24 protein-coding genes are annotated in these 25,270 nt (G+C 64.7%); 12 read left to right on the top strand and 12 right to left on the bottom strand.

Features of this window, described 5'->3' with window-relative positions; all coding sequences use genetic code 11:
- Positions 1-14 precede the first annotated feature (14 nt).
- The 4 genes from E8M84_RS15905 to E8M84_RS15890 are packed head-to-tail and all read right to left on the bottom strand — an operon-like array spanning position 15 to position 4,736.
- Positions 15-1,694 carry a glycosyltransferase family 2 protein gene (locus E8M84_RS15905; protein WP_137112193.1) on the bottom strand — a complete coding sequence of 560 codons (1,680 nt, stop codon included), beginning with the start codon at positions 1,692-1,694 and terminating at the stop codon, positions 15-17.
- A gap of 7 nt (positions 1,695-1,701) precedes the next feature.
- Positions 1,702-3,216 (bottom strand): Fe-S cluster assembly protein SufB, encoded by a 1,515-nt coding sequence (gene sufB, locus E8M84_RS15900; protein WP_394347439.1) that lies wholly within the window; start codon positions 3,214-3,216, stop codon positions 1,702-1,704.
- An 18-nt stretch (positions 3,217-3,234) separates the two neighbouring features.
- Positions 3,235-4,278, bottom strand: a complete 1,044-nt coding sequence (locus E8M84_RS15895; protein WP_137112192.1) for a cysteine desulfurase family protein — start codon at positions 4,276-4,278, stop codon at positions 3,235-3,237.
- Complete coding sequence (locus tag E8M84_RS15890; protein WP_137112191.1) at positions 4,275-4,736, bottom strand: Rrf2 family transcriptional regulator; 462 nt, start codon at positions 4,734-4,736, stop codon at positions 4,275-4,277. Before E8M84_RS15890 ends, E8M84_RS15895 begins: the two co-directional genes overlap by 4 nt.
- Before the next feature lie 179 nt (positions 4,737-4,915).
- Between E8M84_RS15890 and E8M84_RS15885 the strand changes: the two genes are divergently transcribed.
- The 5 genes from E8M84_RS15885 to E8M84_RS15865 all read left to right on the top strand — a co-directional run bounded on the left by E8M84_RS15885 (position 4,916) and on the right by E8M84_RS15865 (position 8,521).
- Entirely contained in the window at positions 4,916-5,575 is a 660-nt protein-coding gene (locus tag E8M84_RS15885) for an alpha/beta hydrolase (RefSeq protein ID WP_137112190.1), read from the top strand.
- The gene (locus E8M84_RS15880) at positions 5,575-5,856 is read left to right on the top strand and encodes a hypothetical protein (protein WP_137112189.1); all 282 of its coding nucleotides are present in this window, start codon (positions 5,575-5,577) and stop codon (positions 5,854-5,856) included. The genes E8M84_RS15885 and E8M84_RS15880 overlap by 1 nt, the downstream gene beginning before the upstream one ends.
- 2 nt (positions 5,857-5,858) lie before the next feature.
- Positions 5,859-6,443, top strand: coding sequence for an HD domain-containing protein (locus E8M84_RS15875; protein WP_137112188.1), 585 nt, complete (start codon positions 5,859-5,861; stop codon positions 6,441-6,443).
- A gap of 33 nt (positions 6,444-6,476) precedes the next feature.
- Positions 6,477-7,208 (top strand): hypothetical protein, encoded by a 732-nt coding sequence (locus E8M84_RS15870; protein WP_137112187.1) that lies wholly within the window; start codon positions 6,477-6,479, stop codon positions 7,206-7,208.
- 98 nt (positions 7,209-7,306) lie between these two features.
- Positions 7,307-8,521 carry an NADP-dependent isocitrate dehydrogenase gene (locus E8M84_RS15865; protein WP_137112186.1) on the top strand — a complete coding sequence of 405 codons (1,215 nt, stop codon included), beginning with the start codon at positions 7,307-7,309 and terminating at the stop codon, positions 8,519-8,521.
- Positions 8,522-8,576: 55 nt separating this feature from the next.
- Here the strand turns inward: E8M84_RS15865 and E8M84_RS15860 are convergent, their stop codons facing one another.
- Complete coding sequence (locus E8M84_RS15860) at positions 8,577-9,188, bottom strand: hypothetical protein (RefSeq protein WP_137112185.1); 612 nt, start codon at positions 9,186-9,188, stop codon at positions 8,577-8,579.
- Between the two features lie 365 nt (positions 9,189-9,553).
- On the opposite strand from E8M84_RS15860, the gene E8M84_RS15855 reads away from it, so the two are divergent.
- Positions 9,554-10,156, top strand: a complete 603-nt coding sequence (locus E8M84_RS15855) for a YitT family protein (protein ID WP_137112184.1) — start codon at positions 9,554-9,556, stop codon at positions 10,154-10,156.
- A gap of 63 nt (positions 10,157-10,219) precedes the next feature.
- Complete coding sequence (gene typA / locus E8M84_RS15850; protein WP_137112183.1) at positions 10,220-12,037, top strand: translational GTPase TypA; 1,818 nt, start codon at positions 10,220-10,222, stop codon at positions 12,035-12,037.
- 36 nt (positions 12,038-12,073) lie between these two features.
- Here the strand turns inward: typA and E8M84_RS15845 are convergent, their stop codons facing one another.
- The 5 genes from E8M84_RS15845 to E8M84_RS15825 all read right to left on the bottom strand — a co-directional run bounded on the left by E8M84_RS15845 (position 12,074) and on the right by E8M84_RS15825 (position 17,119).
- Complete coding sequence (locus E8M84_RS15845) at positions 12,074-13,507, bottom strand: NAD(P)(+) transhydrogenase (Re/Si-specific) subunit beta (RefSeq protein ID WP_137112182.1); 1,434 nt, start codon at positions 13,505-13,507, stop codon at positions 12,074-12,076.
- Between the two features lie 13 nt (positions 13,508-13,520).
- Positions 13,521-15,095 (bottom strand): Re/Si-specific NAD(P)(+) transhydrogenase subunit alpha, encoded by a 1,575-nt coding sequence (locus tag E8M84_RS15840; RefSeq protein ID WP_137112779.1) that lies wholly within the window; start codon positions 15,093-15,095, stop codon positions 13,521-13,523.
- Positions 15,096-15,193: 98 nt separating this feature from the next.
- Positions 15,194-15,658, bottom strand: coding sequence for an isoprenylcysteine carboxylmethyltransferase family protein (locus E8M84_RS15835; RefSeq protein ID WP_240790419.1), 465 nt, complete (start codon positions 15,656-15,658; stop codon positions 15,194-15,196).
- Positions 15,659-15,711: 53 nt separating this feature from the next.
- On the bottom strand, positions 15,712-16,245 hold the full coding sequence (locus tag E8M84_RS15830; protein ID WP_137112181.1) for a YbhB/YbcL family Raf kinase inhibitor-like protein: 534 nt from the start codon (positions 16,243-16,245) through the stop codon (positions 15,712-15,714).
- Positions 16,246-16,336: 91 nt separating this feature from the next.
- A complete protein-coding gene (locus E8M84_RS15825; protein ID WP_170971965.1) occupies positions 16,337-17,119 on the bottom strand; it encodes a helix-turn-helix transcriptional regulator in 783 nt (260 codons plus the stop codon).
- A gap of 109 nt (positions 17,120-17,228) precedes the next feature.
- Between E8M84_RS15825 and kynU the strand changes: the two genes are divergently transcribed.
- The 4 genes from kynU to E8M84_RS15805 all read left to right on the top strand — a co-directional run bounded on the left by kynU (position 17,229) and on the right by E8M84_RS15805 (position 21,744).
- Positions 17,229-18,425: a kynureninase gene (kynU, locus tag E8M84_RS15820; RefSeq protein WP_137112179.1), complete on the top strand. Its 1,197-nt coding sequence runs from the start codon at positions 17,229-17,231 to the stop codon at positions 18,423-18,425.
- 15 nt (positions 18,426-18,440) lie between these two features.
- The gene (locus tag E8M84_RS15815) at positions 18,441-19,658 is read left to right on the top strand and encodes a glycoside hydrolase family 5 protein (RefSeq protein ID WP_137112178.1); all 1,218 of its coding nucleotides are present in this window, start codon (positions 18,441-18,443) and stop codon (positions 19,656-19,658) included.
- A gap of 124 nt (positions 19,659-19,782) precedes the next feature.
- The gene (gene kynA / locus E8M84_RS15810) at positions 19,783-20,622 is read left to right on the top strand and encodes a tryptophan 2,3-dioxygenase (RefSeq protein WP_137112177.1); all 840 of its coding nucleotides are present in this window, start codon (positions 19,783-19,785) and stop codon (positions 20,620-20,622) included.
- A gap of 195 nt (positions 20,623-20,817) precedes the next feature.
- A complete protein-coding gene (locus E8M84_RS15805) occupies positions 20,818-21,744 on the top strand; it encodes a L,D-transpeptidase (protein ID WP_205914631.1) in 927 nt (308 codons plus the stop codon).
- A 62-nt stretch (positions 21,745-21,806) separates the two neighbouring features.
- Here the strand turns inward: E8M84_RS15805 and E8M84_RS15800 are convergent, their stop codons facing one another.
- Positions 21,807-22,490, bottom strand: coding sequence for a D-lyxose/D-mannose family sugar isomerase (locus tag E8M84_RS15800; RefSeq protein WP_137112176.1), 684 nt, complete (start codon positions 22,488-22,490; stop codon positions 21,807-21,809).
- 54 nt (positions 22,491-22,544) lie between these two features.
- Positions 22,545-24,101 carry a helicase HerA-like domain-containing protein gene (locus tag E8M84_RS15795; protein ID WP_137112175.1) on the bottom strand — a complete coding sequence of 519 codons (1,557 nt, stop codon included), beginning with the start codon at positions 24,099-24,101 and terminating at the stop codon, positions 22,545-22,547.
- A gap of 436 nt (positions 24,102-24,537) precedes the next feature.
- Here E8M84_RS15795 and E8M84_RS15790 point away from each other — a divergent pair, with 436 nt between their 5' ends.
- Complete coding sequence (locus tag E8M84_RS15790) at positions 24,538-25,218, top strand: invasion associated locus B family protein (RefSeq protein WP_240790418.1); 681 nt, start codon at positions 24,538-24,540, stop codon at positions 25,216-25,218.
- Positions 25,219-25,270: the final 52 nt, after the last annotated feature.

The following is a 25,270-nucleotide window of genomic DNA, read 5'->3' as shown; positions in this document are numbered from 1 at the left end:
CCTGTCCTTTGACTTCAGCGCGGATCGGTGAACCAGCCGATGGCCTGCGTGGCCATCTCGGGCGGGATCGCGCCGGGCGTGACGGTAAAGCGGGCCATGCGGCCCACGGTTTCTTCCTTGCGGGCCAGGCGTTCGACGCCGTGGTAATAGCCCCGCTTCAGGTAATCATCGAACAGCACCGTAACGGGCTTTGTCGCGCGCAGCAGAACCGCCACCAGGCAGGACGCGCGGAACCGGCCGTCGATCAGCACCAGATCCGGCTGTTCGAAATCCGGGCGGTCCCAGACCGACAGCGCATAACCGCTGAACTTGCGGAACTCGCGGGGCTTCATCGGCACGCCCCAGGGTCCGGTCGGGCCGACATCGGCCCAGTGGACATGCGCCTTGTCCGAGATGCTGGCCACATGATGGGCCATGCGTTCGGCCCAATCCTGGTCGCTTTCCACGGTGAACACCGTCTTGCCCAGCTTGGCGGCAAGCACAGTCGACCCGCCGCTGCCATATTCAAGGATCGTCGTTGCCGCCTCGTAGTAGCGCACCAGAAAGCGGCGCTCTTTCGGGGCGAAGGTCAGCTCGAAGCTTGGGGCCTCGGCTTCCTGTTCCATCTCTGCATCCATGCCGCGCATGACCCTTGTTGCGGGTTCCAGCAACCCTTCGTCCAGTGGTTCCGCCGTCTGGGTCGCGATCTCGGCCAAAGCTGCCGCGACCAGCGCATCGACCGTGGCCTTCGCCTCGGCCACGCCGGGCAGTGCCATCAGCCGGGCGATTTCACGCGTCACCGCTGCCTCCCAGTGCAGGATCGAGCGGTCCTCGGCCTCGTTGCGGTCGAAGCGGTCGAAATAGGCGGCCGTGTGGCGGACATTCGGGCGGCGCGGGCCGGTCGAGACCATGCCCCGCCCCCGGGCCGCCTTCAGCCGGAAATGGTCGGGCGTGCGAACCGAATAGTGGTTGATCTGCGCAAGGTCCCAGCCGAATTCGCGCCGCGAGGCAAGGTTGGTGCGGCCCGTGTAGGTCTGACGGTCCAGCCAGGGCGCCGTGCGGGGGTTGTTCGGGTCCAGGGGTCGGCCGTTGCCGCCCAGGCAATCCTCGGACTTGACCGCAGCCCCGTCGACAAGGCGCGGCAGTCCGGCGGAATTGGCGGAAAAGCCCGCGAATTTCTCCCCCGCGCGGAACATCGGCTTTGTTTCCAGATTGGCAACGAAGCCCAGTTTCGACGCGCCAATGAAGTCTTCCGAGACGTACCGCCCTGGAAAGCTGTCATTGCCATTCGATCCGAACAAACGCCAGTTCAGCATCAGGCCATCCGCCAGGCCCACACGGTCCACCAACGCGTGGACGGTGCGATCCCCGACATGGACATTCAGGAATTCGTCAGCATCGAGCCACAGATACCATGCGCCGGGCGTATAGCCGACCTCGGCCTCGAAGGCCTGGACAGCGGCATCCTGCGGGGCCACCCCATAGCCGGGCGTCGTGCGCAGAAAGGTGATCTCGCCCGCCGCCGCCAGCGCGGCCAGCAGGTCATCCGATCCATCCGTTGACCCGTTAGAGACAATGACCACCCGGTCCACCCCGATCACCCGGTGATAGGCCAGCCATTCCAGCACGAACGGCCCTTCGTTGCGCATGGCAGATACCAGCACGACTTCGGGCCGTTCCGTCTCCGGTTCTGCTTGTGCGCGCGCCTGGGCCATGGACAGGTCAGCCGACCGAGCCTTCCAGACTGATCGCGACCAGGCTTTGCGCCTCCATTGCGAATTCCATCGGCAGGGCCTGCAGGACCTCCTTGCAGAAGCCGTTCACCACCAGGGCGACGGCTTCCTCTTCGTCCATCCCGCGCGAGCGGCAGTAGAACAGCTGGTCGTCGTCCACCTTGGAGGTGGTCGCTTCATGCTCCACGCGCGAGGAATTGTTGCGCACTTCGATGTAAGGCACCGTGTGCGCCCCGCATTTGTCGCCGATCAGAAGACTATCACACTGGGTGTAGTTCCGGCTGTCCTTGGCCTTGGGGTGCATCGAGACGAGCCCCCGATAGGTGTTCTGCGCCCGGCCCGCCGAAATCCCCTTCGACACGATCCGCGACTTGGTGCGCTTGCCCAGGTGGATCATCTTGGTCCCGGTATCGGCCTGCTGGGCGTTGTTGGCGATGGCGATGGAGTAGAACTCGCCCTGGCTGTCATCCCCCCGCAGGATGCAGGACGGGTATTTCCAGGTGATCGCCGACCCGGTTTCCACTTGGGTCCACATCACCTTGGCCCGGTCGCCCCGGCAATCGGCGCGCTTGGTGACGAAGTTGTAGATCCCGCCGACCCCGTTTTCATCGCCCGGATACCAGTTCTGCACCGTGGAATACTTCACCTCGGCGTCCTTCAGGATCACGATTTCCACCACGGCAGCGTGCAACTGATTGGTGTCACGCTTTGGCGCGGTGCAGCCTTCCAGGTAGCTGACATAGGCGCCCTCGTCGCAGACGATCAGGGTGCGTTCGAACTGGCCGGTGTTTTCGGCGTTGATGCGGAAATAGGTCGACAGCTCCATTGGGCATTTCACGCCCTTCGGGATGTAGACGAAGGAGCCGTCGGAGAAGACGGCGGAGTTCAGGGTCGCGAAGAAGTTGTCGGTCGGCGGCACGACAGAGCCGAGATACTGCTTCACAAGCTCCGGATGCTCGCGCACGGCCTCGGAAATCGAACAGAAGATCACCCCCGCCTTGGCAAGCTCTGCCTTGAAGGTTGTCCCCACCGAAACCGAGTCAAAGACCGCATCCACCGCCACCTTGCGCGGTTCGGCTTCACCTTCAACTCCGGCCAGAAGCATCTGTTCCTTCAAGGGAATCCCTAGCTTGGCATAGGTCGCGAGCAGCTTCGGATCGACCTCGTCCAGCGACTTCGGCTTTTTCGCCATGCTTTTCGGCGTCGCGTAGTAGAACTGGTCCTGGTAGTCGATCTCGGGATAGTTCAGCATCGCCCAACGCGGCTCTTCCATCTTGACCCAGCGCCGGTAAGCGTCCAGACGCCAGTCCAGCAGCCACTCCGGCTCGCCGTTCTTCTGGGAGATAAGTCGGACAATATCCTCGTTCAGCCCCTTCGGGGCATAGTCCATCTCGATATCGGTTTCCCAGCCGTACTTGTACTTGCCGGCCATCGCCTGGACGGTCTCGATCGTCTCGCGGTCCACGCCTTCGCGCACCTCGGTTCCGTCGACAGTTTCCAGCATGGTCATCGGCGTTTCCTTTCAGGCAGCCCGCGCGCGGGCCTTGGCATAGGCGGCGGTCCACATCTGGGCGAACCGCAGCACGTCGTCTTGTCTTACCCCGGGGCCGATCGACACCCGGATAGCCTGCCCCGCCAGCCCGGGATTGAACCCCATCGCCGTCAGGACGCGGCTCGCCCGCACCTTGCCGCTGGAACAGGCCGAACCCGCGGAAACCGCGAACCCTGCAAGGTCCATCGCCATGACCTGAGTCTCGCCCTTCCAGCCCGGAGCGATCAGGCACAGCGTGTTCGGCAGCCGAGGCGAACCATTCCCGACGGAAATAGTTTCTTTTGATCCGGCGGACAACTCCGATTCTAGAATATTTCTAAGTTCGGCAACCTCGTCCCAGACGCCATTGGCCAGATCCCGCGCCGCAGCTTCGGCCGCAGCCGCAAACCCTGCGATGCCGATCAGGTTCTCGGTCCCCGCGCGGCGCCCCATTTCCTGCCCACCGCCCTTCAGCTGCGCGGGCACGTCGATCCCCTGCCGGACCACCAGCGCGCCAATGCCCTTCGGCCCACCCAGCTTGTGCGCGCTGACAAGGCCCATGTCGCAGCCAAGCCAGTTGAAGGCAAAGGGCACCTTGCCGAAGGCCTGGGTCAGGTCGCTGACGGCAAGGCCTTGGGGAAGGTCCTGCAGGACCCCGGTTTCGGAGTTCGCCAGTTGCAGCGCAGTCCGTCCCGGATCGCTGACCGTCACCCTGCCCTGCGCATCCACCGGCAGCGAAGCCTCACACCACGCGGCGACCGCATCGTGTTCGACCGGCGCACAGGCCAGCCCCCGGCCCGCGCAGGCCAAGGATGCCGCCTCGGTCGCGCCGGAGGTGAAGACGATGTCCGCCCCGTCCGCCCCCAAGGCCGCCGCAATCTTCGCCCGCGACTTTTCCAGCAGCGACTTCGCCGCCCGCCCCTCGGCATGGACCGAGGACGGGTTCCCCACCACCTCCATCGCCGCGATCATCGCCGCCTTCGCCTCGGGGCGCAGCGGCGCAGTCGCGTTCCAGTCAAGGTAGGTGCGCGTCATTCCTCATCCACCACGCGGAACAGGGACGGGACGGCGGGGCACGGCGTCAGGTCATTCTTCACTACATCCGACAGGCGCACCTGATGCAGGAAGACATAGACGTTGGCGGACAGGCTTTCCCACAGCCGGTTGGTCAGCGACTGCGCGCGGGTCCCGGACAGCCCTCCGCTTGCCCCGGCCCCGGTGTGCATGGCATCGACGGTTTCCTCGACCGCCTCCATCACTTCGGAGATCCGGATCTCGTTCGGGCTGCGCGCCAGCTTGTAGCCGCCGCCCGGCCCCCGCACCGCCTCGACCAGACCGGCGCGGCGGAGCTTGACGAACAGCTGCTCCAGATAGGGCAGGCTGATGTCCTGCCGCTTGGAGATCGCGGCGAGAGAGACCAGATCGTCGCCCTTGGCCAGCGCCAGATCCGCCAGCGCGACCATCGCATACCGCCCCTTGGTCGATAGTTTCATCGCCGCCCCCTTCCCCATCGGGGAATCGCAATCACATTGACGCCGCGCGCGGCGCACATTACCTCAGTCAAGCCCCGAAAAGTCGGGTCCGGCCTTTTGCGGCCCGATCCCGCTTTAGAACGGTTCTAGTTTAGCCGAGCGAAAGCGTCAAGAAATCGCTCCTGCATGAGAAGAGTCCAATGCCCGAGGTTATCTTTGCCGGCCCCGACGGACGCCTGGAAGGCCGCTACCATCCCCAGAAGGACCGCGATGCGCCGATCGCCATCGTGCTGCACCCGCACCCTGCCTATGGCGGGACGATGAACAACAAGGTTGTCTACAACCTGCACTACGCCTTCTACAACCTGGGCTTCACGGTCCTGCGGTTCAACTTCCGCGGTGTCGGGCGCAGCCAGGGCGAATACGACCAGGGGATTGGCGAACTGTCGGATGCGGCCAGCGCGCTGGATTACCTGCAGGCGATGAACCAGAACTCCAAGCAATGCTGGGTCGCGGGGTTCAGCTTCGGCGCCTGGATCGGCATGCAGCTGCTGATGCGGCGGCCGGAAATCACCGGCTTCGTCTCGGTCGCGCCGCCCGCGAACCTCTACGACTTCTCCTTCCTCGCCCCCTGCCCGTCTTCGGGACTGATCATCAACGGCACCGCCGACAAGGTCGCGCCGCCCAAGGACACCAAGTCGCTGGTGAACAAGCTGCATGAGCAGAAGGGGATCACCATCACCCATACCGAGATCGAGGGCGCAGACCACTTCTTCAAGGACGAAGAGGCGCATATGCAACCGATGATCCAGACGGTCTCCGACTATGTCCGTCGGAGGATGACGGAGGCCACTCGCTAATGTCCGCGCTGCAGATGATGGCCGACAAGCTGGCCGACGACGTGCTGGCCGCCGAGGCCGAACTGGGCGACGACCGGTTCTACGAAAAGGTCAGCGAGATCCTGATGGCGGCCTCGCCGACCTTTCAGGAGGCCTACATGACCTCGATCCGCGTCCGCCTGGCCGAACGCCGGGGCCGCGAGTTCCTGGAACGCGCGCTCGCCGCCAAGCGGGGCGGCGGTGTCGCGCCCGAAGCTCCGGAAGCCCCGCCCGAGATCGAACCGATCGGCTCTGGTCATTGACCGTGACCGACCGGCTTGAGGCCCAGTTCGCCTTCCTGAACGAGGCCGACCGGCTGAAACATGTCATGCGCGCCACGACCACGGTCGATGGGTCGCGGCTGGAGAACTCGGGCGAACATTCCTGGCACCTCGCGCTATATGCACTGGTCTTGGCCGATCAGGCCGGGCCGGGCGTGGACATCAACCGGGTGATCCGGATGCTGTTGATCCACGACCTGGTGGAGATCGACGTGGGCGACGTCCCGATCCATTCGCAGAACGGCCAGGCGCATGCGAGCGTCGAGACGCAAGCCGCCGAGGCAAAAGCCGCCGACCGCATCTTCGGTCTGTTGCCCCCCGACCTTGCCACCAGCCTGCGCACGCTTTGGGAGGAGTTCGAGGCCGCCGAGACCGCCGACGCACGTTTCGCCAAGTCGCTCGACCGCATCCAGCCGGTGATGGCGAACCTCATGTCGGGCGGTGGGACCTGGGCGACCTACAACGTGACCTACGACCAGCTGGAATCCCGCGTAGGCTCCAAGATCGCCAAGGGCGCGCCTGCGTTGTGGGAGTGGGTCAGAGCGAAAGCCCGGCCCTGGTTTGCGTAATGCAGCCATTTTTGCCTATATCTCGGAGGATCAATGACCTCAAGATACGTTGCGTCAAAAGTAAGTGACTCTGTTCTTGGGCGCGTCGGCATCACAATCGACTGGGAAAAGAGTCTTCTGGGTGGTATCCCGGACAACTGGGGTATCGACCCGCATCCGCCCATGGGTAGCGACTGGCGGCAATTTCTTGCGCCAGCGAAGGAACTCGTTGCCCGAAACGCTGTTCGACCCTTCCACTTCTACTTCGACTGCCAGTGCAATCTCTGCTTGTTGTCCTCAGAGGCCTTCGAACTCCTCGGCGAATCTGCGATTGGGGCGATCTCCGACGTGCAGTTGATTTCGGCAGCATTTGGCAAAAGGTCTAGGGACTTTCGGATTGGCCGTCTGCGTCAGCATTTACAGTGGCATAACACCGACAACTCCGCCCTCATCTACGCGAAGTCATCCTTCATGCGCGTGCCAAAACCCGAATACCACATTCATGGAACGATGGTAGAACGGGGTGAAGAAACCCAAAAGGACTGCCCTGAACCCCTTGAAACTGGATTGGTCTACGGCTCGGATCGCGAACTCCGTGCGGTGGGATTCGACGTGCGATCGGAAATCGAACCAACCCGGCTTTGCTTCGCTTTGCCAGAACCCCCGGTGGTGTTCGCCTTTAGACAAACGGCCTACTTTCGCCTCGACGTCGCGACGCATCTTGCATCTCTCAAGGAGGCAGGCGTGAACTTCCCCTACGCACCTATTGAGGTGATCACGGCCTAGCCCCCCTACCGATCCCTTGGTATACCATCGCATACCGCACTTCCCAAGCCGTGGCTTTTCGGCTATGCAGCCTCCAACCGAATCCACAGGAGGCGCGTATGTCGAAGATCAAGGTAGCCAACCCCGTCGTCGAGCTCGACGGCGACGAGATGACCCGGATCATCTGGGACTTCATCAAGCAAAAGCTGATCCTGCCCTACCTCGACATCGACCTGAAATACTACGACCTCGGGATCGAAGAGCGGGACCGCACCGACGACCAGATCACCATCGACGCGGCGAACGCGATCAAAGAGTACGGCGTCGGCGTCAAATGCGCGACGATCACCCCGGACGAGCAGCGGGTCGAGGAATTCGGCCTGAAGCAGATGTGGAAATCGCCCAACGGCACGATCCGCAACATCCTGGGCGGCGTGATCTTCCGCGAGCCGATCATCTGCAAGAATGTGCCGCGCCTGGTGCCGCACTGGACCCAGCCCATCGTCGTCGGCCGCCACGCCTTTGGCGACCAGTACCGCGCGACCGACTTCAAGTTCCCCGGCAAAGGGAAGCTCACGATGAAATTCGTCGGCGACGACGGCACGGTGATCGAGAAGGACGTCTACTCGGCCCCCTCCGCCGGCGTTTACATGGGCATGTACAACCTTGACGACAGCATCACCGACTTCGCCCGCGCCTCGCTGAACTACGGCCTCCAGCGCGGGGTGCCGGTGTATCTGTCGACCAAGAACACCATCCTCAAGGCCTATGACGGGCGCTTCAAGGACATCTTCCAGCAGATCTTCGACGCGGAATTCGCCGACAAGTTCAAGGCCAAGGGCATTACCTACGAACACCGCCTGATCGACGACATGGTCGCCTCGGCGCTGAAATGGTCGGGCGGCTATGTCTGGGCCTGCAAGAACTATGACGGCGACGTGCAGTCCGACATCGTGGCGCAGGGCTTCGGTTCGCTGGGTCTGATGACCTCGGTCCTGATGACCCCCGATGGCAAGATCGTCGAAGCCGAGGCCGCCCACGGCACCGTCACCCGCCACTACCGTGAGCATCAGAAGGGCAAGGCGACCTCGACCAACTCCATCGCGTCGATCTACGCCTGGACCGGGGGCCTCAAGCACCGCGCGACGCTGGACAACAACGAGGCGCTGATGCGTTTCGCCACCACGCTGGAGAAGGTCACCGTGGACGCCGTGGAAGATGGCTGGATGACCAAGGACCTCGCCCTCCTTGTAGGGCCGGACCAGAAGTGGCTGACCACGATGGGCTACCTGGAAAAGGTGGACGAATACCTGAACAAGGCGCTGAAGGGCTAAGACCCCGCGGCCTTCAGTTTCAGGGCCCGGCGCTGCTGCGCCGGGCCCTTTCATTTCACCGGAATTTCATCGCGTCGGCGTTCGTCCAGACTTCGTCACCCTTGATGCGGAAGCTGGCGTTCGACAGCTTGTAGCAGGAGTTTCCGGAGGTCTGCAGACGGACCGAAACCAGCTTTCCGTTGGGCGAAACCGTTGCCTCATGGATCCAGCCGAAAGCCGCGCCGTTGCGGTCGCGCACCAGAAAGCCGTTGTAGGCGGTCTCATTTCCGTCCTTTGCACAGGCCATGGCGCCCGTCGCGACGGCATTGCGCGCGGCCCGACGCAGACCGTCGTCATCGACGATGACACCGCCAGGACCCGTCGGGTCGCCAGGATTGACTCCAGGTCCTCCGGGGCCGTCGCCGCCAAGGCCCACGTCCACGCCGACGTCAAGGCCACCCCGGTCCAGCCCGACATCGACATCAACATCGGCCGGACCGAGGTCAACGTCCACGTCGACGCCGCCCTTGCCAACATCGACATCGACACCAAGCCCGTCCAGCAGACCAGCCTGAACCGGAACGGCCGTCAACCCGACGGCAAGGATGATGGCAGAGGCGCCGGTGCAGCCCAGGATGAACTTTCCAGGCTGCGACTGCTTTACCTTTCCAATTGCTTCAAACCACATGGCAACACCTTTCTGCGCAAACGTCGTGGTGACCGGCGGGCCCCGTTCGCCTTGGCTTTCCGTGGACCGGTGTGACGCCCCAGACCCACCTTGCCAGACCCGCGATCCCGGACCGTTCATTCGATCCGTGCTCAGAGATACGAGCGGTCCACCGGGAAAGTTTCACAGGTCTGGAATTTTATTTCTTTCGACTGCATTAAACTTTACTAAAATTTCGTTAATGCATTCTTTGGTTGTGTTTCAACAATCTTGGATAGCAAGGTCGCTCGTCGCCAACTGATCGACAATTCGGGCCTGGGAATGGTGTTGCATGCCATTAGGTCATATATATTGACCTAATGGCGGGTCGATGCTAGAGTGCACCCATGAAACCCGCCACGCACCACAGCAGTCTTGATGATGCCCAGGGCATCGCCTTCGGCGTCACCATGGCCGCGCTTGGCATGCATATCCTGACCCATATGGGTTTTGTCACCGGCCAGACCACCGGCCTTGCGGTGCTGATCGCCCATATGACCGGCCTGCCCTTCCCCGCCGTCTACTTCGCAGTCACCCTGCCCTTCCTCGGCCTCGCCTGGCGCAGGATGGGGGCGAAGTTTGCCCTGAAGACGCTGGTCACCACTGCCGCACTTTCCGCGCTCGTCGCCGTCCTGCCGAACTGGATCGAACTTGGCCGGATCGAGCCCACCGTGGCCGCCATCCTCTTCGGCCTGCTCTTCGGCATCGCGGCCCTTGCCGCCATCCGCCACGGCGGCAGTTTCGGCGGGCTGTCGGTCCTGTGGATCGAACTCCAGGACCGCACCGGCTTTCCGGCAGGTCATGCGCAGCTTTTGTCCGACGTGGTGATCTTCGGCGCCGCCGCGCTGATCCTGCCCTTCGACACCCTGGCCTACAGCTTTCTCGGCGCTGCCGTCTTTTCGCTGTTCCTGGCCGTCAACCACCGCCGCGACCGCTATATCGCCGCCTGACAGCCTCTGGCCAGCCGCGCGAAACTCCTGTAAGGGCGCGCCAACCCTACAGGAACGGACCCCATGGAACTGCGCAACATCGCGATCATCGCCCACGTCGACCACGGCAAGACCACGCTGGTGGACGAGCTTCTCAAGCAGTCGGGGGCCTTCCGCGACAACCAGGCGATTTCCGAACGCGCCATGGATTCCAACGACATCGAGCGCGAACGCGGGATCACGATCCTGGCCAAGTGCACCTCGGTCGAATGGAACGGGACGCGGATCAACATCGTCGACACCCCCGGCCACGCCGATTTCGGCGGCGAGGTGGAACGGATCCTGAGCATGGTGGACGGGGTCTGCCTCTTGGTCGATGCCGCCGAAGGCCCGATGCCGCAAACCAAGTTCGTGCTGACCAAGGCGCTGGCTCTGGGCCTCCGCCCCATCGTCGTGCTGAACAAGGTCGACAAGCCCGACGCCGAACCGGACCGCGCGCTGAACGAGGTGTTCGACCTTTTCGCCAACCTCGGCGCGACGGATGAGCAGCTGGACTTCCCCCATGTCTACGCCTCGGGCCGCGCCGGTTGGGCCGACAATGAGCTGGACGGGCCGCGCAAGGACCTGTCGGCGCTCTTCGACCTGATCGTCCGCCATGTGCCTGCGCCGAAGGTCCTCGCCCGCGTCGACGAGCCCTTCTCGATGCTGGCCACGACCCTCTCCGCCGACCCCTACCTCGGCCGCATCCTGACGGGCCGCGTCGAATCCGGTCGCATCGGCACCGGCACCTCGCTGAAGGCCCTGTCGCGCGATGGCGAGCGGCTGGAACAATTCCGCGTCACGAAGATCCTCGCCTTCCGCGGCCTGACCCAGACCGCGATTGATGAGGCTGTTGCCGGCGACATCGTCACCCTGGCCGGCATGACCAAGGCCACCGTTGCCGACACGCTGTGCGCGCTGGAGGTTGATACCGCGCTGCCCTCGCAGCCCATCGACCCGCCGACCATCACTGTGACCTTCGGGATCAACGACTCGCCCCTGGCAGGACGCGACGGGAACAAGGTTCAATCCCGCGTCATCCGCGACCGGCTGATGAAAGAGGCCGAGGTCAACGTCGCGATCAAGGTCGCCGACACCCCCGGCGGCGAGGCTTTCGAGGTCTCCGGTCGCGGCGAACTGCAGATGGGCGTTCTGATCGAGAACATGCGCCGCGAAGGGTTCGAGCTGTCGATCTCGCGTCCGCGCGTCATCATGAAGGATATGGACGGCGTCCGGCATGAGCCGATCGAGGAAGTCATCGTCGACGTCGACGACGAATACTCGGGTGCCGTCATCGACAAGCTGACGGGCGAACGCAAGGGCGACCTTGTGGAGATGAAGCCTGCGGGCGTCGGCAAGACACGGATCATCGCGCATGTGCCCAGCCGTGGGCTGATCGGCTACCAGGGCCAGTTCCTGACCGACACGCGCGGCACAGGGGTCCTGAACCGCATCTTCCACGGTCACGCGCCGCACAAGGGCCCGATCCAGGGTCGCCGCCAGGGCGTGCTGATCTCGACCGAGGCCGGGGTGTCCGTGGCCTATGCCCTATGGAACCTGGAAGAGCGTGGCCGCATGTTCATCGGCCCGCAGGAACAGGTCTATGTCGGCATGATCATCGGTGAACACAGCCGGGACAACGACCTGGAAGTGAACCCGCTGAAAGGCAAGAAGCTGACCAACGTCCGCGCGAGCGGAACGGATGAAGCCGTCCGCCTGACCCCGCATATCAAGATGAGCCTGGAAGAGGCGATTGCCTATATCGACGACGACGAGCTGGTCGAGGTGACGCCGAAGATCATCCGCCTGCGGAAGCGCGAGCTTGACCCGAACGAGCGGAAGCGCGCCTCGCGGAAGGAATAAGACGGAAGGGCGGGCAATTTGCCCGCCCTACTTATTTCACTCGATCATCGGCAAGAGGGCATCCAGCGACTTCTTCGCATCGCCATAGAACATCCGCGTGTTCTCCTTGTAGAACAGCGGGTTCTCGATCCCCGAATAGCCCGTCCCCTGCCCGCGCTTGGAAACGAAGACCTGCTTCGCCTTCCAGCACTCCAGCACCGGCATCCCGGCGATGGGGCTGTTCGGGTCTTCCTGCGCGGCGGGGTTCACGATGTCGTTCGAGCCGATGACGATGGCCACGTCGGTCTCTGGGAAGTCCTCGTTGATCTCGTCCATCTCCAGCACGATGTCGTAGGGGACCTTCGCTTCGGCCAGAAGCACGTTCATGTGGCCGGGCAGACGCCCCGCGACCGGGTGGATCGCGAAGCGGACGTTCTTGCCCTTTGCGCGCAGTTTGCGGGTCAGTTCGCTGACCGACTGCTGCGCCTGCGCCACCGCCATGCCGTAACCCGGGATGATGATGATGCTGTCGGCATCGTTCAGCGCCGCCGCGACACCTTCGGCGTCGATGGCGATCTGCTCGCCCGTGACTTCCATCGCCGGGCCGGTGGTGCCGCCAAAGCCGCCCAGAATCACGCTGATGAACGACCGGTTCATCGCCTTGCACATGATGTAGGACAGGATCGCACCCGAGGAACCCACCAGCGCGCCGACGACGATCAGAAGGTCGTTCGACAGCGAAAAGCCGATCGCCGCCGCCGCCCAGCCCGAGTAGCTGTTCAGCATCGAAACGACGACCGGCATGTCCGCGCCGCCGATCCCCATGATCAGGTGATAGCCGATGAAGAGCGCGGCCAAGGTCATCACGATCAGCGCCAGCGATGAGCCCGACTGCAGGTAGACCACCAGAAGGATGATCGAAATCGCCGCCGCCGCCGCGTTCAGAAGATGCCCGCCCGGCAGCTTGGTCGCCTTGCCGTCAACCTTGCCTGCCAGTTTCCCGAAGGCGATGACCGAGCCGGTGAAGGTCACCGCGCCGATGAAGACGCCCAGGAAGGTCTCGATCCGCAGGATGGCGATCTCGACCCCGGTCTTGTGCGCCACGGTCGCGGCAAAGCCGGTCAAGGCAGAGCGCGCGGCCTCGTCCATCCCGGCGATGCGGATCATCTCGATATGGGTGTTGAAGCCGATGAACACCGCCGCAAGGCCGACGAGGCTGTGCATCGCGGCCACCAGTTGCGGCATCTCGGTCATCTGGACGCGCTTGGCGACGATCCAGCCGATGGCCCCGCCGCCCGCGATCAGGGCGACCGACAGCCACCAGAGGCCGAAGCCCGGCCCGTAAAGCGTGGCCGCCACCGCCAGCGCCATGCCGACGATCCCGTACCAGACCGCGCGCTTGGCGCTTTCCTGGCCGGACAGCCCGCCCAGCGAGAGGATGAAGAGAACAGCCGCAACGACATAGGCAGCCGTGGTAAATCCGTAAGCCATGACGCGCGCTCCCTTACGACTTCTGGAACATGGCGAGCATGCGCCGGGTGACCATGAAGCCACCGAAAATGTTGATCCCGGCCATGAAGACCGAAAGGGCGGCCAGCAGGATCACGAGGAAGGACCCCGAGCCGATCTGCATCAGGGCACCCAGGATGATGATCGACGAGATCGCGTTCGTCACCGCCATCAGCGGCGTGTGCAGCGAATGCGAGACGTTCCAGATCACCTGGAAGCCCACGAAGACCGCCAGCACGAAGACGATGAAGTGGCTCATGAAGCTGGCCGGGGCGTAAAGGCCCGCGAGCAGCATCAGGCCGCCGCCGATGGCGAGCAGGCCCACTTGGGACCGGGTCTGCGCCTTGAAGGCAGCCACTTCCTGGGCGCGGCGTTCCTCGGGCGTCAGCTCCTTGGCTTTCTCCTTCGGTTTCGCGGCCGCGATGGCCTGCACCTTCGGCGGTGGCGGCGGATAGGTGACCGCCCCCATATGCGCCGCGGTCGCGCCCCGGATCACGTCATCCTCCATGTTGTGCAGGATGATGCCGTCCTTCTTGGGCGTCAGGTCCGTCAGCATGTGACGGATGTTGGTGGAGTAGAGCGTCGAGGCCTGTGCCGCCATCCGGCTGGGGAAGTCGGTGTAGCCGACGATGGTCACGCCATTGTCGGTGACGATCTTCTGGTCCGGAACCGTCAGGTCGCAGTTGCCGCCACGTTCGGCCGCCAGATCGACGATGACCGAGCCCGGCTTCATCATCTTGACCATGTCCTCGGTCCAGAGCTTCGGCGCAGGCCGGCCCGGGATCAGCGCGGTGGTGATGACGATGTCCATGTCCGGCGCCAGTTCCCGGAACTTCTTCAGCTGCGCCTCGCGGAACTCGGGGGACGAGGGCGCCGCATAGCCCCCCGTCGCCGCGCCGTCCTGCGCCTGTTCGGCAAAGTCCAGATAGACGAACTCCGCCCCCATCGATTCAATCTGCTCGGCCACTTCGGGCCGCACGTCGAAGGCAAGCGTGATTGCACCAAGGCTGGTCGAGGTCCCGATGGCCGCAAGGCCCGCGACGCCAGCGCCAACGATCAGCACCTTGGCGGGTGGCACCTTGCCTGCCGCGGTCACCTGTCCGGTGAAGAAGCGGCCAAAGTTGTTCCCGGCCTCGATCACTGCGCGGTAGCCCGCGATGTTGGCCATCGACGACAGCGCGTCCATCTTCTGCGCGCGGCTGATCCGCGGCACCATGTCCATCGCGACGATGGTGAGGTTCTTCTTCGCCGCCGCTTCCAGAAGTTCCGCATTCTGCGCGGGCCAGAAGAACGAGATCAGCGTCTGCCCGTCCGACAGGGTGGCAAGCTCGGTCGCATCCGGCCCCCGCACCTTGACGATCACATCCGCCGCCGCGATCACCGAGGCCGCATCCGGCAGCACCTCGACCCCCGCAGCCGCATAGGCCGCGTCCGAGAACCCGGCTTTCGCGCCCGCCCCGGACTGGATGCAGGACGCATGCCCCAGCTTCGCCAGTTGCACCGCCGAATCCGGCGTCATCGCAACCCGGTTCTCGCCCGGGAAAACCTCAGTCAAAGCGCCTATCTTCACCCGCATCCCCCGCTTGTCGTTTTGCAGTCATAAACTGACCCAGTGGACTTATCACCGCGCAACAATATTTCAAACCCCGTTTGCGCCCGCAGCACAATTTACCCCCGTCGCCCGAACCAGCGACGGGTCCGCGCCGCCCAAAGGTCGAACTCTGGCCCGAAGGCCATGGTCAGGCGCGCTTCCTCGTCGCGAATGAAGCGGGACTGGATCAGCCAGACGAAACTGAAGATCAGGGGAAGGGCCAGCACCGCGTCCAGCCAGAGGACAGCGCCCAGCAGGATCAGCGCATCGGCCAGATAGATCGGGTTGCGCGACCAGGCGAAGACCCCGCCGGTCACCAGAGACGACGGATTGCGGCGCGGGATCACCGTCGTCCGCGCCAGCGCCATCTGCGCCACGGCGGCGGCCATCAGCCCAACGCCGATCAGGACCAAAAGCTTTCCAAGGCCCGCGCCCCAGCCGCCGAAGACGGCCGGCGAGACCAACGACAAGATCCAGGCCGCGCCGATGTGCAGCGCCAGCCAGCTGGGCGGGATGTCGATCTCGCGAGCCAAGGAACGCAACGGAGGGGCCTCCTTTCCGGCCCCTCTAGACGCTACGTCAACCGGCTGCAAGCCTAGCGGCCATAGGTCGCCGTCAGCACCGCCCGATCCAACGCCATCGCGTTGGCATAGAAGCCGAACATCGCGCCCGAGGCGTTTCCGTCCAGCGGCAGTGCCGCCTCGGGCATGGCGTAGACCGTGAAGACATAGCGGTGCGGCGGCGTGCCTTCCGGCGGGCAGGCCCCGCCAAAACCGGGGCTCCCGAAATCCGTCCGCCCTTCGACCGCGCCATCTGGCAGCGCCGCGCCGCTGGCCCCGGCGGCGAGGCTCGTCACACCGGCAGGGATGTTCGCCACCGTCCAGTGCCACCAGCCCGACCCCGTCGGCGCATCCGGGTCATAGGCGGTCAGGAGGTAGCTTTTCGTCCCCTCGGGCGCGCCCGACCACTCCAGTGCGGGCGACAGATTGCCGCCCGTGCAGCCCATGGCATTGAAGACCTGCGCCGCAGGCAGCGTCGCGCCATCGGCGAAATCGGGCGAGGTCAGGGTCATCTCGGCCAGGGCAGGACCGGCGGCCAGGCAAAGGGCAAAGGCAAGACGCAGGGACATGGGGTTACTCCTTGGATTGTGGTGCGCCCAGGATAGCGGCAAGTGCCCCGCCCCCGCCGTGCCGCGCCGATCAATCGCGGTGCCGGACCGATCAGCCCTGCCGGATCTTCGCCGGTGCCAGCCCGAACCGCGCGCGGAACCGCAGGGCGAAGCGCGAGGGCGAGGCATAGCCGACCTCGGCCGCCACCACCGCCACCGGCAGGTCGGAGCCCTGCAACAGCCCCAGGGCCCGATTCATCCGCAGATCGGTCAGCAGGGCAGCAAACCCGCCCTCCCCCGACAGGCGGCGGCGCAGGGTCGCCTCGCTGACCGCCAGCGCGCCTGCCACCGCTTCGGCCGTCCAATCCCTGGCAAGGTCAGCCGACACCAGCGCCCGGACCCGGTCGGCAAAGCGCGGCGGCGCGGGTGGCGGCAGTCGAAGACCCACCGCATCCAGCCACAACAACACCTCCAGCACAGCATGATCGCGGATCGCCTGCGGCACTGCCGGTCGGCGCAGCAGATCCAGCGCCCGGTCGAAGGCGTCACTTGCCCGCGCATCCTGGGTGTGCAGGCCCCGCGACATCCCTCTTGGCGTCGTGATCTGCGCACCGATCAGGATCGCCGTGGCGCGGTATGGGCCATCCGCGGTCGGATGGTTTTCAACGTCTAGCGGCAGGCCCGCGGGCAAAAGCGCAAGACCACCCGCCGCCACCTCGCCCGCGACCGCGCCCCGCACGACCTTGCGGCCCTGTTCGACCCGCAGGATGACCGGAGCCTCGCCCACGACAGCGCGGAACTGGGCCCGGACCGCCTGTCGCAACCGCACCACGCCCGGGGCGAACGGGTCCGCCCGGCTGCCAGTCCCGGTCTCGACAAGGCGGTCATGCTTCATGCCCGGCAGTCTTGCGCAGGCGACAACCATCGGCAAGCCGAAGAAATTTCAAGCTTGAAATTGTTTTGCCGCCACGGCAATAGTCACTGAACCCCGAAGGACCAGATCCATGCCCATCGACTTCGCCGCGACCAAGGCCCGCTTTCACCTGCCCGAGGGGGTCGTCTACCTGGACGGCAACTCGCTGGGGCCGATGGTCAAGACCGCGCCCGAGCGCATGGCGCGCGTGATGACCGAAGAATGGGCCGAGATGCTGATCCGCGGCTGGAACAAGGCCGGATGGATGGCCCAACCCGCGGCCATCGGTGACCGGATCGCCCGGCTGATCGGGGCAGGCCCGGGAACCGTGGTCATGGGCGACACCCTGTCGATCAAGGTCTATCAAGCGCTCGCCTCGGCGCTGGAGCTCAACCCCAAGCGCCGGGTGATCCTGTCCGACACCGGCAACTTCCCGTCGGACCTTTATATGGCCGAGGGTCTGTGTCGCACGCTGGGTGGTCAGTACCGGCTGAAGACCGTGGCCCCGGAAGAGGTGATGGCCGCAATCGACGACACCGTCGCCGTGACCATGATTACCGAGGTCGACTACCGCACCGGTCGCCGCCACGACATGGCCGACATCACCCGCCGCGCGCATGAGATGGGGGCGCTGACCGTCTGGGATCTTGCCCACAGCGCGGGGGCGATCCCGGTCGACCTGACTGCTGCAAAAGCCGATTTCGCGGTGGGCTGCACCTACAAGTACCTGAACTCCGGCCCCGGCGGCCCGGCCTTCATCTATGTCGCGCCGAAACACGCCGACACCGCCCGCCCTGCCCTGTCAGGCTGGCTGGGGCACGAGGCACCTTTCGCGTTCGACCTGTCCTACCGCCCCGGTGCCGGGATAGAGCGGATGCGCGTCGGCACCCCGCCCGTCCTGCAGCTGGCGGCACTTGAGGCGGCACTGGATGTCTGGGATGGCGTCGACCTGGCCGCGGTGCACGCCCAGTCGCTACGGCTGCAGGACCAGTTCATCAAGGGGATCGAAACCCGCGCCCCGATGCTGCAACTGGCCACCCCCCGGTCGCATCTGATGCGAGGGTCTCAGGTCAGCTTCCGCCATCCCGAAGGCTATGCCATCATGCAGGCGCTGATCGCCGAAGGGGTGATCGGCGACTTCCGCGCCCCGGACATCCTGCGCTTTGGCTTCACGCCGTTGTATATCGACGAGGACGACGTCGCCCGGGCAGTATCCATCCTGGCGAAGATCATGGACTACGGCACCTGGGACAAGCCGGAATTCAAGCAACGCGCCCGCGTCACCTGACCGAAGGACCGCCCCATGCTGCGCCGCTCTGCCCTGACGACGATCTTTGCCCTGTCTGCAGGCATTGCGGGGGCCGAGCCGATCACGCTCAAGCGCGGACTGAACGGCGAACTTTGGTACAACTGGGGCTCGATCGCCGAGCTTCAGGCCGACCCCGAGGCGCTGGCGGTCTTCCCCGACTGGCGCCGCCACTTGACGCCCTCGATGTTCGCGGCGCTTTCCGAACAGGGGTTCGACTTCATCCGCATGCCGACCGACCCCGGTCCCGCCCTGGCCGCCGGTCCGGGGGCGGAACAGGACCGTCTGATCGACGGCATGATAGAGGCAGTGCGGATAGGGCTTGATGCGGACCTCAAAGTCATCCTCGACCTGCATCCCCTGCCGCGCGGCGACGAGGTCGGCGGGATCGAAAGCCTGCTTGGCAACCATTTCCCGGACTATGTGGCGCTGGTCGGACGCATCGCTGCGCGCCTGGCAGAGTTGCCGCAGGACCGCGTGGCGCTGGAGTTGCTGAACGAGCCCAGTTTCGACTGCGAGGGCGTCTATGCCGGCGCTCCGCCGAAATGGCCGGCGATGCAGGCCGAACTCCACGCCGCTGCCCGCGCCGCCGCGTCCGACCTTACCATCATCCTGACCGGCGCCTGCTGGGGCCAGGCCAAGGCGCTGGCATCGCTCGACCCTGGACTGATCGCTGATGACAACGTGATCTGGACCTTCCACAGCTATGCCCCCTTCGCCTTCAGTCATCAGGGTGCGGGCTGGACTGGTGCACCGGAGCGCTATCTTTCCGACCTGGCCTATCCACCGTCCCGGATGACGCCGGAAACGGTAGCGCAGGTTATCGAATCCTCTGCCGCGCGCATGGCCGAAGCCGAGGGCACCGCGGATATCGAGGCCATCATGCGCGAAGTGCAGGACTATGCCGCCATGTCCGACAGCTACGCGACCGACGACATCGACGTCGCCGTCGCCTGGGCTGACGCACATGGCGTCCCGCGTGACCGGATCCTGCTCGGAGAGTTCGGCGCGATGAATACCGTCTTCGGCAAGGTGCAGCCGCCGGAGTGGTACCATGACTTTCTCGCCGACAAGCGCCGCGCTGCCGAAGCCGCGGGCATGGGCTGGGCAATACTTAGCTGGACCGGTGAGATGGGGGTCGCCGACCCAGCCAGTCCCGACCGCCGACTGTCCCCTGGCACCTGCCGCGCTCTTGGCCTGCCATGCGGGAACTGACGCTTCCCCCGCTCTGCCGACCGTCCGGCTGGGTCGCCGAATGGCGCCGGATGGGCAACCTGTCGATCCTTGACCAAAGGGTTCATCCTCCCCGCTGAAAACCCTTTTCACGATGGAGATCCCGATGACCACCTGCCCCTTCAATCCCGCCGAGGACGGCGCCCAGATGGCCTTTGACGGCCGCATGTCCTATGGCGACTATCTGCAGATCGACCGCATCCTCGGCGCGCAGACGCCGTTGTCGGATGCCCATGACGAGATGCTGTTCATCATCCAGCACCAGACCTCCGAGTTGTGGATGCGCCTCGCGCTGCACGAACTGGACGCCGCGCGGCGCATGATCGCCGCCGACCGCGTGCAGGAGGCGTTCAAGATGCTGGCCCGCGTGGCGCGCATCTTCGAACAGCTGAACTCGGCCTGGGACGTCCTGCGCACCATGACGCCCTCGGACTACACGACCTTCCGCGAAAGCCTGGGCCAGTCCTCGGGCTTCCAGTCCTGGCAATACCGGCTGATCGAATACGCGGTCGGCAACCGCAACCTGGCGATGCTGAAACCCCACGCCCACCGCCCCGACCTGACCGCACGACTGGAGGGCGAACTTGCGCGCCCGCCGCTGTATGACGAAGCCCTCCGCTTCCTCGCCCGCCAGGGCCACCCGGTCCCGGACGATGTGCTGACGCGTGACCTGCGCCAGCCCTGGACCGCCCAGCCGGGGGTCGAGGCGGTCTGGGCCGCCGTCTACCGCGACCCCACGACCCATTGGCAGGCCTATGAGCTGGCCGAAAAGCTGGTGGACTTCGAGGACTACTTCCGCCGCTGGCGCTTCAATCACCTGACAACCGTGGCGCGTGTGATCGGAATCAAGCGCGGCACCGGCGGGACATCGGGGGTGGCCTACCTGCGGCGGATGCTGGATGTGGAGCTTTTCCCAGAGCTTTGGTCGCTGCGCACGACGCTTTGATCCGGAACTTTGCCTCAGCCAGGGCGCAAACCTGCGGCGAGTCGGCAACTATCCGGGGAAAATCAGCAATATTCACAGTGGCGTGATCGCATTCGAAAGCGGCCACGGTTTGACCTGTGGACAGTGCTCGTCTAGCGTGCACTGAAAGGCGCCTGCGGCGTGCTGTCGGCAGGTACATTTGGATATGGATCGGTTATGCTCAAGACTTCGCGTCGCTTTCTTCGTCACGCCGCCCTGACCCCTGCTCTCCTTGCACTTGCCTTCGTGGCCGCCTGCGTCGATCCGGCGGCTGGCCCCACGGCCAGCACGCAGCCCCTGCCGAAGGCAGACGAGAACGTCTATGTCGCGACCATGGACTCCGGGATTTCCATCCCGGCACTTCCGGTCGAGCAGATTCCGGAAACCCATCGCCGCCAGGTCGTCGCGTATGAGACGGACCAGCCTGTCGGCACCATCATCATCAACCCGAAATCGCGGCTGCTGTACTACGTCGTCGGCAAGAACAAGGCGATCCGCTATGGGATCTCCGTGGGTCGCGCTGGCTTCGAATGGTCGGGCGAGGCCATCGTGGCGGAAAAGAAGCCCTGGCCGACTTGGACCCCGCCCAAGGAAATGATCGCCCGCGATCCGAAGCTTGCCAAATGGGAAAACGGCCAGCCCGGCGGTCCGACAAATCCGCTTGGCGCGCGTGCGATCTACCTGACCTCGGGCGGCAAGGATTACGGCTACCGCATCCATGGCACGCCTGACTGGAAGTCGATCGGTCGCAACGCCTCATCCGGCTGCATCCGGATGATCAACCAGGACGTCATCGACCTCTACGGCCGCATCCAGGGCGGCGAGAAGGTGATCGTGCTGACCGCCTCGGGCGAAATGCCGAAGGGCCTCTACATTCCCAAGCCGCCCGCTCCGAAGGTTGCTGCCAAGCCGAAGGCCGCCGAAACGGTGATCCCGGCCGGCGCCGTGCCCGCGCTGACCGTGCTTCCGCCCCCGTCCATCGCCGTGGGCACCCCGGCAACCCCCACTCCGGCCGCGGCTCCGACGACGACCACCGCGACCGACCCGGCCGCACCGGCCTGCAAGGTTCCGCTGGTGAACGGCACCTGCCCACCCGGCAACTGAACCGGGTCCGGAATGACAAAGGGGGCGCCAGCAGGCGCCCCCTTTTGCATTTCAGTCCCTGATCACTTCAGCCAGCGGTCGTAATCGCTGACCAGAAGGTGCCAGGGCGCCTCGTCCTCCTCGATCTCAGCAAAGCGGCCGATCGGCTCGCGGAAGATGTTGTCGGTCAGGTCGTCATTCACGGTCGAGACCTCACCGATCAGGACATCGCCGCCCTCGCCCCAGAAGGCATGCCAGTCGCCCGGCATCAGCGTAACGCTCTCGCCCGGAGCGAAGGTCAGCTTCTCTCCGGGTTTGTAAGCCCGCTCGATCCCGTCGCAGCGCACGACGCCACCCTTGTCCCAGGCGAAGTTGCCCTTGTCGTCGGACCCGTAAAGCTCCACCACCAGCGTGGCCCCGCCCCGGTTGATGATGTCCTCGGCCTTGATGACATGGGTGTGCATCGGGCTCAGCTGATCCTGCCGGGAAATCAGGAGCTTTTCGGCATAGCACATGCCGCCACCCCGCTGCAGGTCGGCCAGCCGCCCATTGCGCAAAGTGAACAGGAACAGGCCCATCTCGTCGAACCGGCCCTGTCCGTAATCGGTGATGTCCCAGCCGCAGCGCGCCTCGACAATTGCACCGGCATCGGTGCGCGCCTTGAACTGGTCGGGCGACCAGTTGGCGAAGGGCGGCAGCACAAAGCCGTAATGCCGGATCATGTGATCCGCCGCGCGCATGATGTCGTTGATGCGTGACCGTTTCATGTTTTCCTCCCGATACCGGGCCACTATAACGATTACGGACGCCGCCTCAACGCCCTACCGCTTGCCGAAGATCGAGCCGAGGATGCCCCGCACCAGCGCCTGCCCCGACTTGGTGCCAAGCTGCCGGGCAAAGCTTTTCGCAAAGGCCGTGCCAATCGAATCCGACCGGCTGGAGGTGCTGGTCTTCTTTGGCTTGTCGGCAGCATAGCCGTCCGCATCATAGCGCCGCGCGCGTTCGAACTCGCGCTTCTCCTCCGCCTGGCGGCTTTCCGCCTCTGCCGCATCCCGCGCCGCCGCCTCGGACCGCGCCCTCAGCTTTTCATAGGCGCTTTCACGATCCAGGACCTTTTCATACTTCCCCGCCACCGGCGAGCCCGCCATCACCGCCGCCCGCGCCGCAGCGTCCAGCGGCCCCAGCTGGCTGGAGGGCGGCCGGACCAACGTCCGCTCGGCAATCCCCGGGATACCCTTGGCCTCCAACAGCGAGGTCACGGCTTCCCCCGTGCCCACGTCGCGGATCGCCTCGTCGATCTTGAAGCGCGGGTTCGGCCGGTAGGTCTCGGCCGCTTTGGCCAGGTCCTTCTGGTCCTTCGCCGTGAAGGAGCGCAGCGCGTGCTGCACCCGGTTGCCAAGCTGGCCCAGGATCGTATCCGGCACATCCGCCGGGTTCTGGGTGATGAAATAGACTCCCACCCCCTTCGACCGGATCAGTCGCGCCACCTGTTCCACCTTGGAAATCAGCGCCTTCGGGGCGTCGGTGAACAGAAGATGCGCCTCGTCGAAGAAGAACACCAGCTTCGGCTTGTCCGGATCGCCCACCTCGGGCAGCGCCTCGAAGAGTTCGGACAGAAGCCACAACAGGAAGGTCGCATAGAGCCGGGGCGAATTCATCAGCCGGTCCGCCGCAAGGATGCTGATCCGCCCCGCTCCGCTGGAATCGACCGTCATCAGATCCGCCAGATCCAGCGCCGGTTCGCCGAACAGCGCCGCCCCGCCCTCGTTCTCCAGCACCAGAAGCCGCCGCTGGATCGCGCCCACGGATTCCTTCGACACCAGCCCGTAGCGGCCCGAGATCGCCTCGGCATTCTCGGCCACGAAGGTCAGCAGCGCCTGCAGGTCCTTCAGGTCCAGCAGCGGCAGTTCTTCCTCGTCCGACAGCCGGAAGGCCACGTTCAGCACGCCTTCCTGCGGTTCGGACAGTTCCAGCAACCGCGACAGCAAAAGCGGCCCCATCTCGTCCACCGTCGCCCGGACCGGATGGCCCTTCTCGCCGAACAGGTCCCAGAAGATCACCGGAAAGCCGCGATACTGCAGGTCCAGTCCAATCTGCGCCGAGCGTTTGGTGAAAGCCTCGTGCAGTTTCGCCTCCGCCGACCCCGAAGCCGCCAGCCCCGCCAGATCGCCCTTCACATCGGCCATGAACACTGGGACGCCCGCCGCCGAAAAACCCTCGGCCAGGATCTGCAGCGTCACCGTCTTGCCGGTCCCTGTCGCCCCGGCAATCAGCCCGTGCCGGTTGCCGTATTTCAGCAAGAGCCGCTGCGGAACCGCATAGCCCTCACCACCGCCGCCCACGAAAATGCTGTCCGCCTGTGCCGCCTGATCTGTCACGTTCGCCTCTTGCAACTCACGGTTGAAAGGCCCCTGAGGTCGGGACCCTGACACTCACCGGGCCAAACATACATTGTTAACTTCAATCTGCCAGACTCAACTGGTCAGACCCAGGTGCTGCCTGCGGACTGACGGTGACTTCCTCCCTGTTGACTGGCCGCGCCCTTGAAAAGGCGCGGTTTTTTTCTGCCGCGTTCCGCAAAAGAACCCGTTGACGGCCAGACCTTTCCGCCGTAGCGTCCCTTCCCATGAAGTCGGCCAGTCCGACAGGGAGCAAAAAACAAGATACAAAAAGGGCCGGCCTTCCCGGCCCTTTTTCATTTGTTCCGGACCCTCGGGCAGAACCACGCCGGGCCACGTTTTTCGCACCTGACTCGGGTCCGTCGCCATGCTAGAGACCCCGCAGACAATCGACCGACCAAAGGAAATGTCGAAGATGGCAAAGACCACGAGCACGACACTCGCCCTCCTGCTTGCCCTGGCCGCGGCCCCGCTGGCGGCGCAGACGACCGAAGCCCCCGCTGAAGGCGAGGCCCCCGTCGCCGCCGACGCGGCCACCGCCGACAACCTGGCGCTTGGGCAAGAGGTCGGCACTGCAGACGGCCCGGGCAGCAACTACACCGCCGCCAACTTCGAAGCCTGGGAACAGCGCTGCGTCCGCACCGAATCCGGCGTCGACCCCTGTCAGCTTTACGTGCTTCTGAAGGACCAGGAAGGCAACTCGGTCGCCGAGTTCACCATGTTCAACCTGCCCAAGGGCTCCGAGGGCCCGGCCGTTGCCGGGGCGACTTTCATCGCTCCGCTGGAAACCCTGCTGACCGCCGGGATGATGATGCAGATCGACGCGGGCAAGCCCAAGGCCTATCCCTTCACCTTCTGCACCCAGATCGGCTGCGTCGCCCGCATCGGCTTTACCGCCGAAGAGATCGCGCAGATGAAACAGGGCGCGAATGCCCTGATCTCCATCGTGCCCTTCGTCTCGCCCGACAAGAAGGTCGAGTTGACCGTCTCGCTGAAGGGTTTCACCGCAGGCTACGATGCCGTGACTGCGGCGAACGACGCGGCAGACGCGGCTGCAGCCGCAGCTGCCCCGGCCGAGGGCGAAGCGCAGGAATAAGCCGGATCTCCATTCAGGAATTGCAGGGGCCGGCCTTCGGGTCGGCCCTTTT

The organism is Rhodobacter sp. SY28-1, from assembly GCF_005222785.1.
Taxonomy (GTDB): Bacteria; Pseudomonadota; Alphaproteobacteria; order Rhodobacterales; family Rhodobacteraceae; genus Tabrizicola.
The sequence above is the reverse complement of the archived record's forward strand: the minus strand, read 5'-3'. Positions and strand labels throughout refer to the sequence as shown.

Excerpts from the sequence above, each read along its gene's own strand:
- E8M84_RS15860 (WP_137112185.1), bottom strand. The coding sequence starts at position 9,188 with ATGTGGTTTGAAGCAATTGGAAAGGTAAAGCAGTCGCAGCCTGGAAAG.
- E8M84_RS15895 (WP_137112192.1), bottom strand. The coding sequence starts at position 4,278 with ATGACGCGCACCTACCTTGACTGGAACGCGACTGCGCCGCTGCGCCCC.
- E8M84_RS15800 (WP_137112176.1), bottom strand. The coding sequence starts at position 22,490 with ATGAAACGGTCACGCATCAACGACATCATGCGCGCGGCGGATCACATG.
- E8M84_RS15805 (WP_205914631.1), top strand. The coding sequence starts at position 20,818 with ATGCTCAAGACTTCGCGTCGCTTTCTTCGTCACGCCGCCCTGACCCCT.
- E8M84_RS15870 (WP_137112187.1), top strand. The coding sequence starts at position 6,477 with ATGACCTCAAGATACGTTGCGTCAAAAGTAAGTGACTCTGTTCTTGGG.
- E8M84_RS15815 (WP_137112178.1), top strand. The coding sequence starts at position 18,441 with ATGCTGCGCCGCTCTGCCCTGACGACGATCTTTGCCCTGTCTGCAGGC.
- sufB (WP_394347439.1), bottom strand. The coding sequence starts at position 3,216 with ATGCTGGAAACTGTCGACGGAACCGAGGTGCGCGAAGGCGTGGACCGC.
- E8M84_RS15880 (WP_137112189.1), top strand. The coding sequence starts at position 5,575 with ATGTCCGCGCTGCAGATGATGGCCGACAAGCTGGCCGACGACGTGCTG.
- E8M84_RS15890 (WP_137112191.1), bottom strand. The coding sequence starts at position 4,736 with ATGAAACTATCGACCAAGGGGCGGTATGCGATGGTCGCGCTGGCGGAT.
- kynU (WP_137112179.1), top strand. The coding sequence starts at position 17,229 with ATGCCCATCGACTTCGCCGCGACCAAGGCCCGCTTTCACCTGCCCGAG.
- E8M84_RS15790 (WP_240790418.1), top strand. The coding sequence starts at position 24,538 with ATGGCAAAGACCACGAGCACGACACTCGCCCTCCTGCTTGCCCTGGCC.
- E8M84_RS15845 (WP_137112182.1), bottom strand. The coding sequence starts at position 13,507 with ATGGCTTACGGATTTACCACGGCTGCCTATGTCGTTGCGGCTGTTCTC.
- E8M84_RS15885 (WP_137112190.1), top strand. The coding sequence starts at position 4,916 with ATGCCCGAGGTTATCTTTGCCGGCCCCGACGGACGCCTGGAAGGCCGC.
- typA (WP_137112183.1), top strand. The coding sequence starts at position 10,220 with ATGGAACTGCGCAACATCGCGATCATCGCCCACGTCGACCACGGCAAG.
- kynA (WP_137112177.1), top strand. The coding sequence starts at position 19,783 with ATGACCACCTGCCCCTTCAATCCCGCCGAGGACGGCGCCCAGATGGCC.
- E8M84_RS15865 (WP_137112186.1), top strand. The coding sequence starts at position 7,307 with ATGTCGAAGATCAAGGTAGCCAACCCCGTCGTCGAGCTCGACGGCGAC.
- E8M84_RS15855 (WP_137112184.1), top strand. The coding sequence starts at position 9,554 with ATGAAACCCGCCACGCACCACAGCAGTCTTGATGATGCCCAGGGCATC.
- E8M84_RS15825 (WP_170971965.1), bottom strand. The coding sequence starts at position 17,119 with ATGAAGCATGACCGCCTTGTCGAGACCGGGACTGGCAGCCGGGCGGAC.
- E8M84_RS15905 (WP_137112193.1), bottom strand. The coding sequence starts at position 1,694 with ATGGCCCAGGCGCGCGCACAAGCAGAACCGGAGACGGAACGGCCCGAA.
- E8M84_RS15830 (WP_137112181.1), bottom strand. The coding sequence starts at position 16,245 with ATGTCCCTGCGTCTTGCCTTTGCCCTTTGCCTGGCCGCCGGTCCTGCC.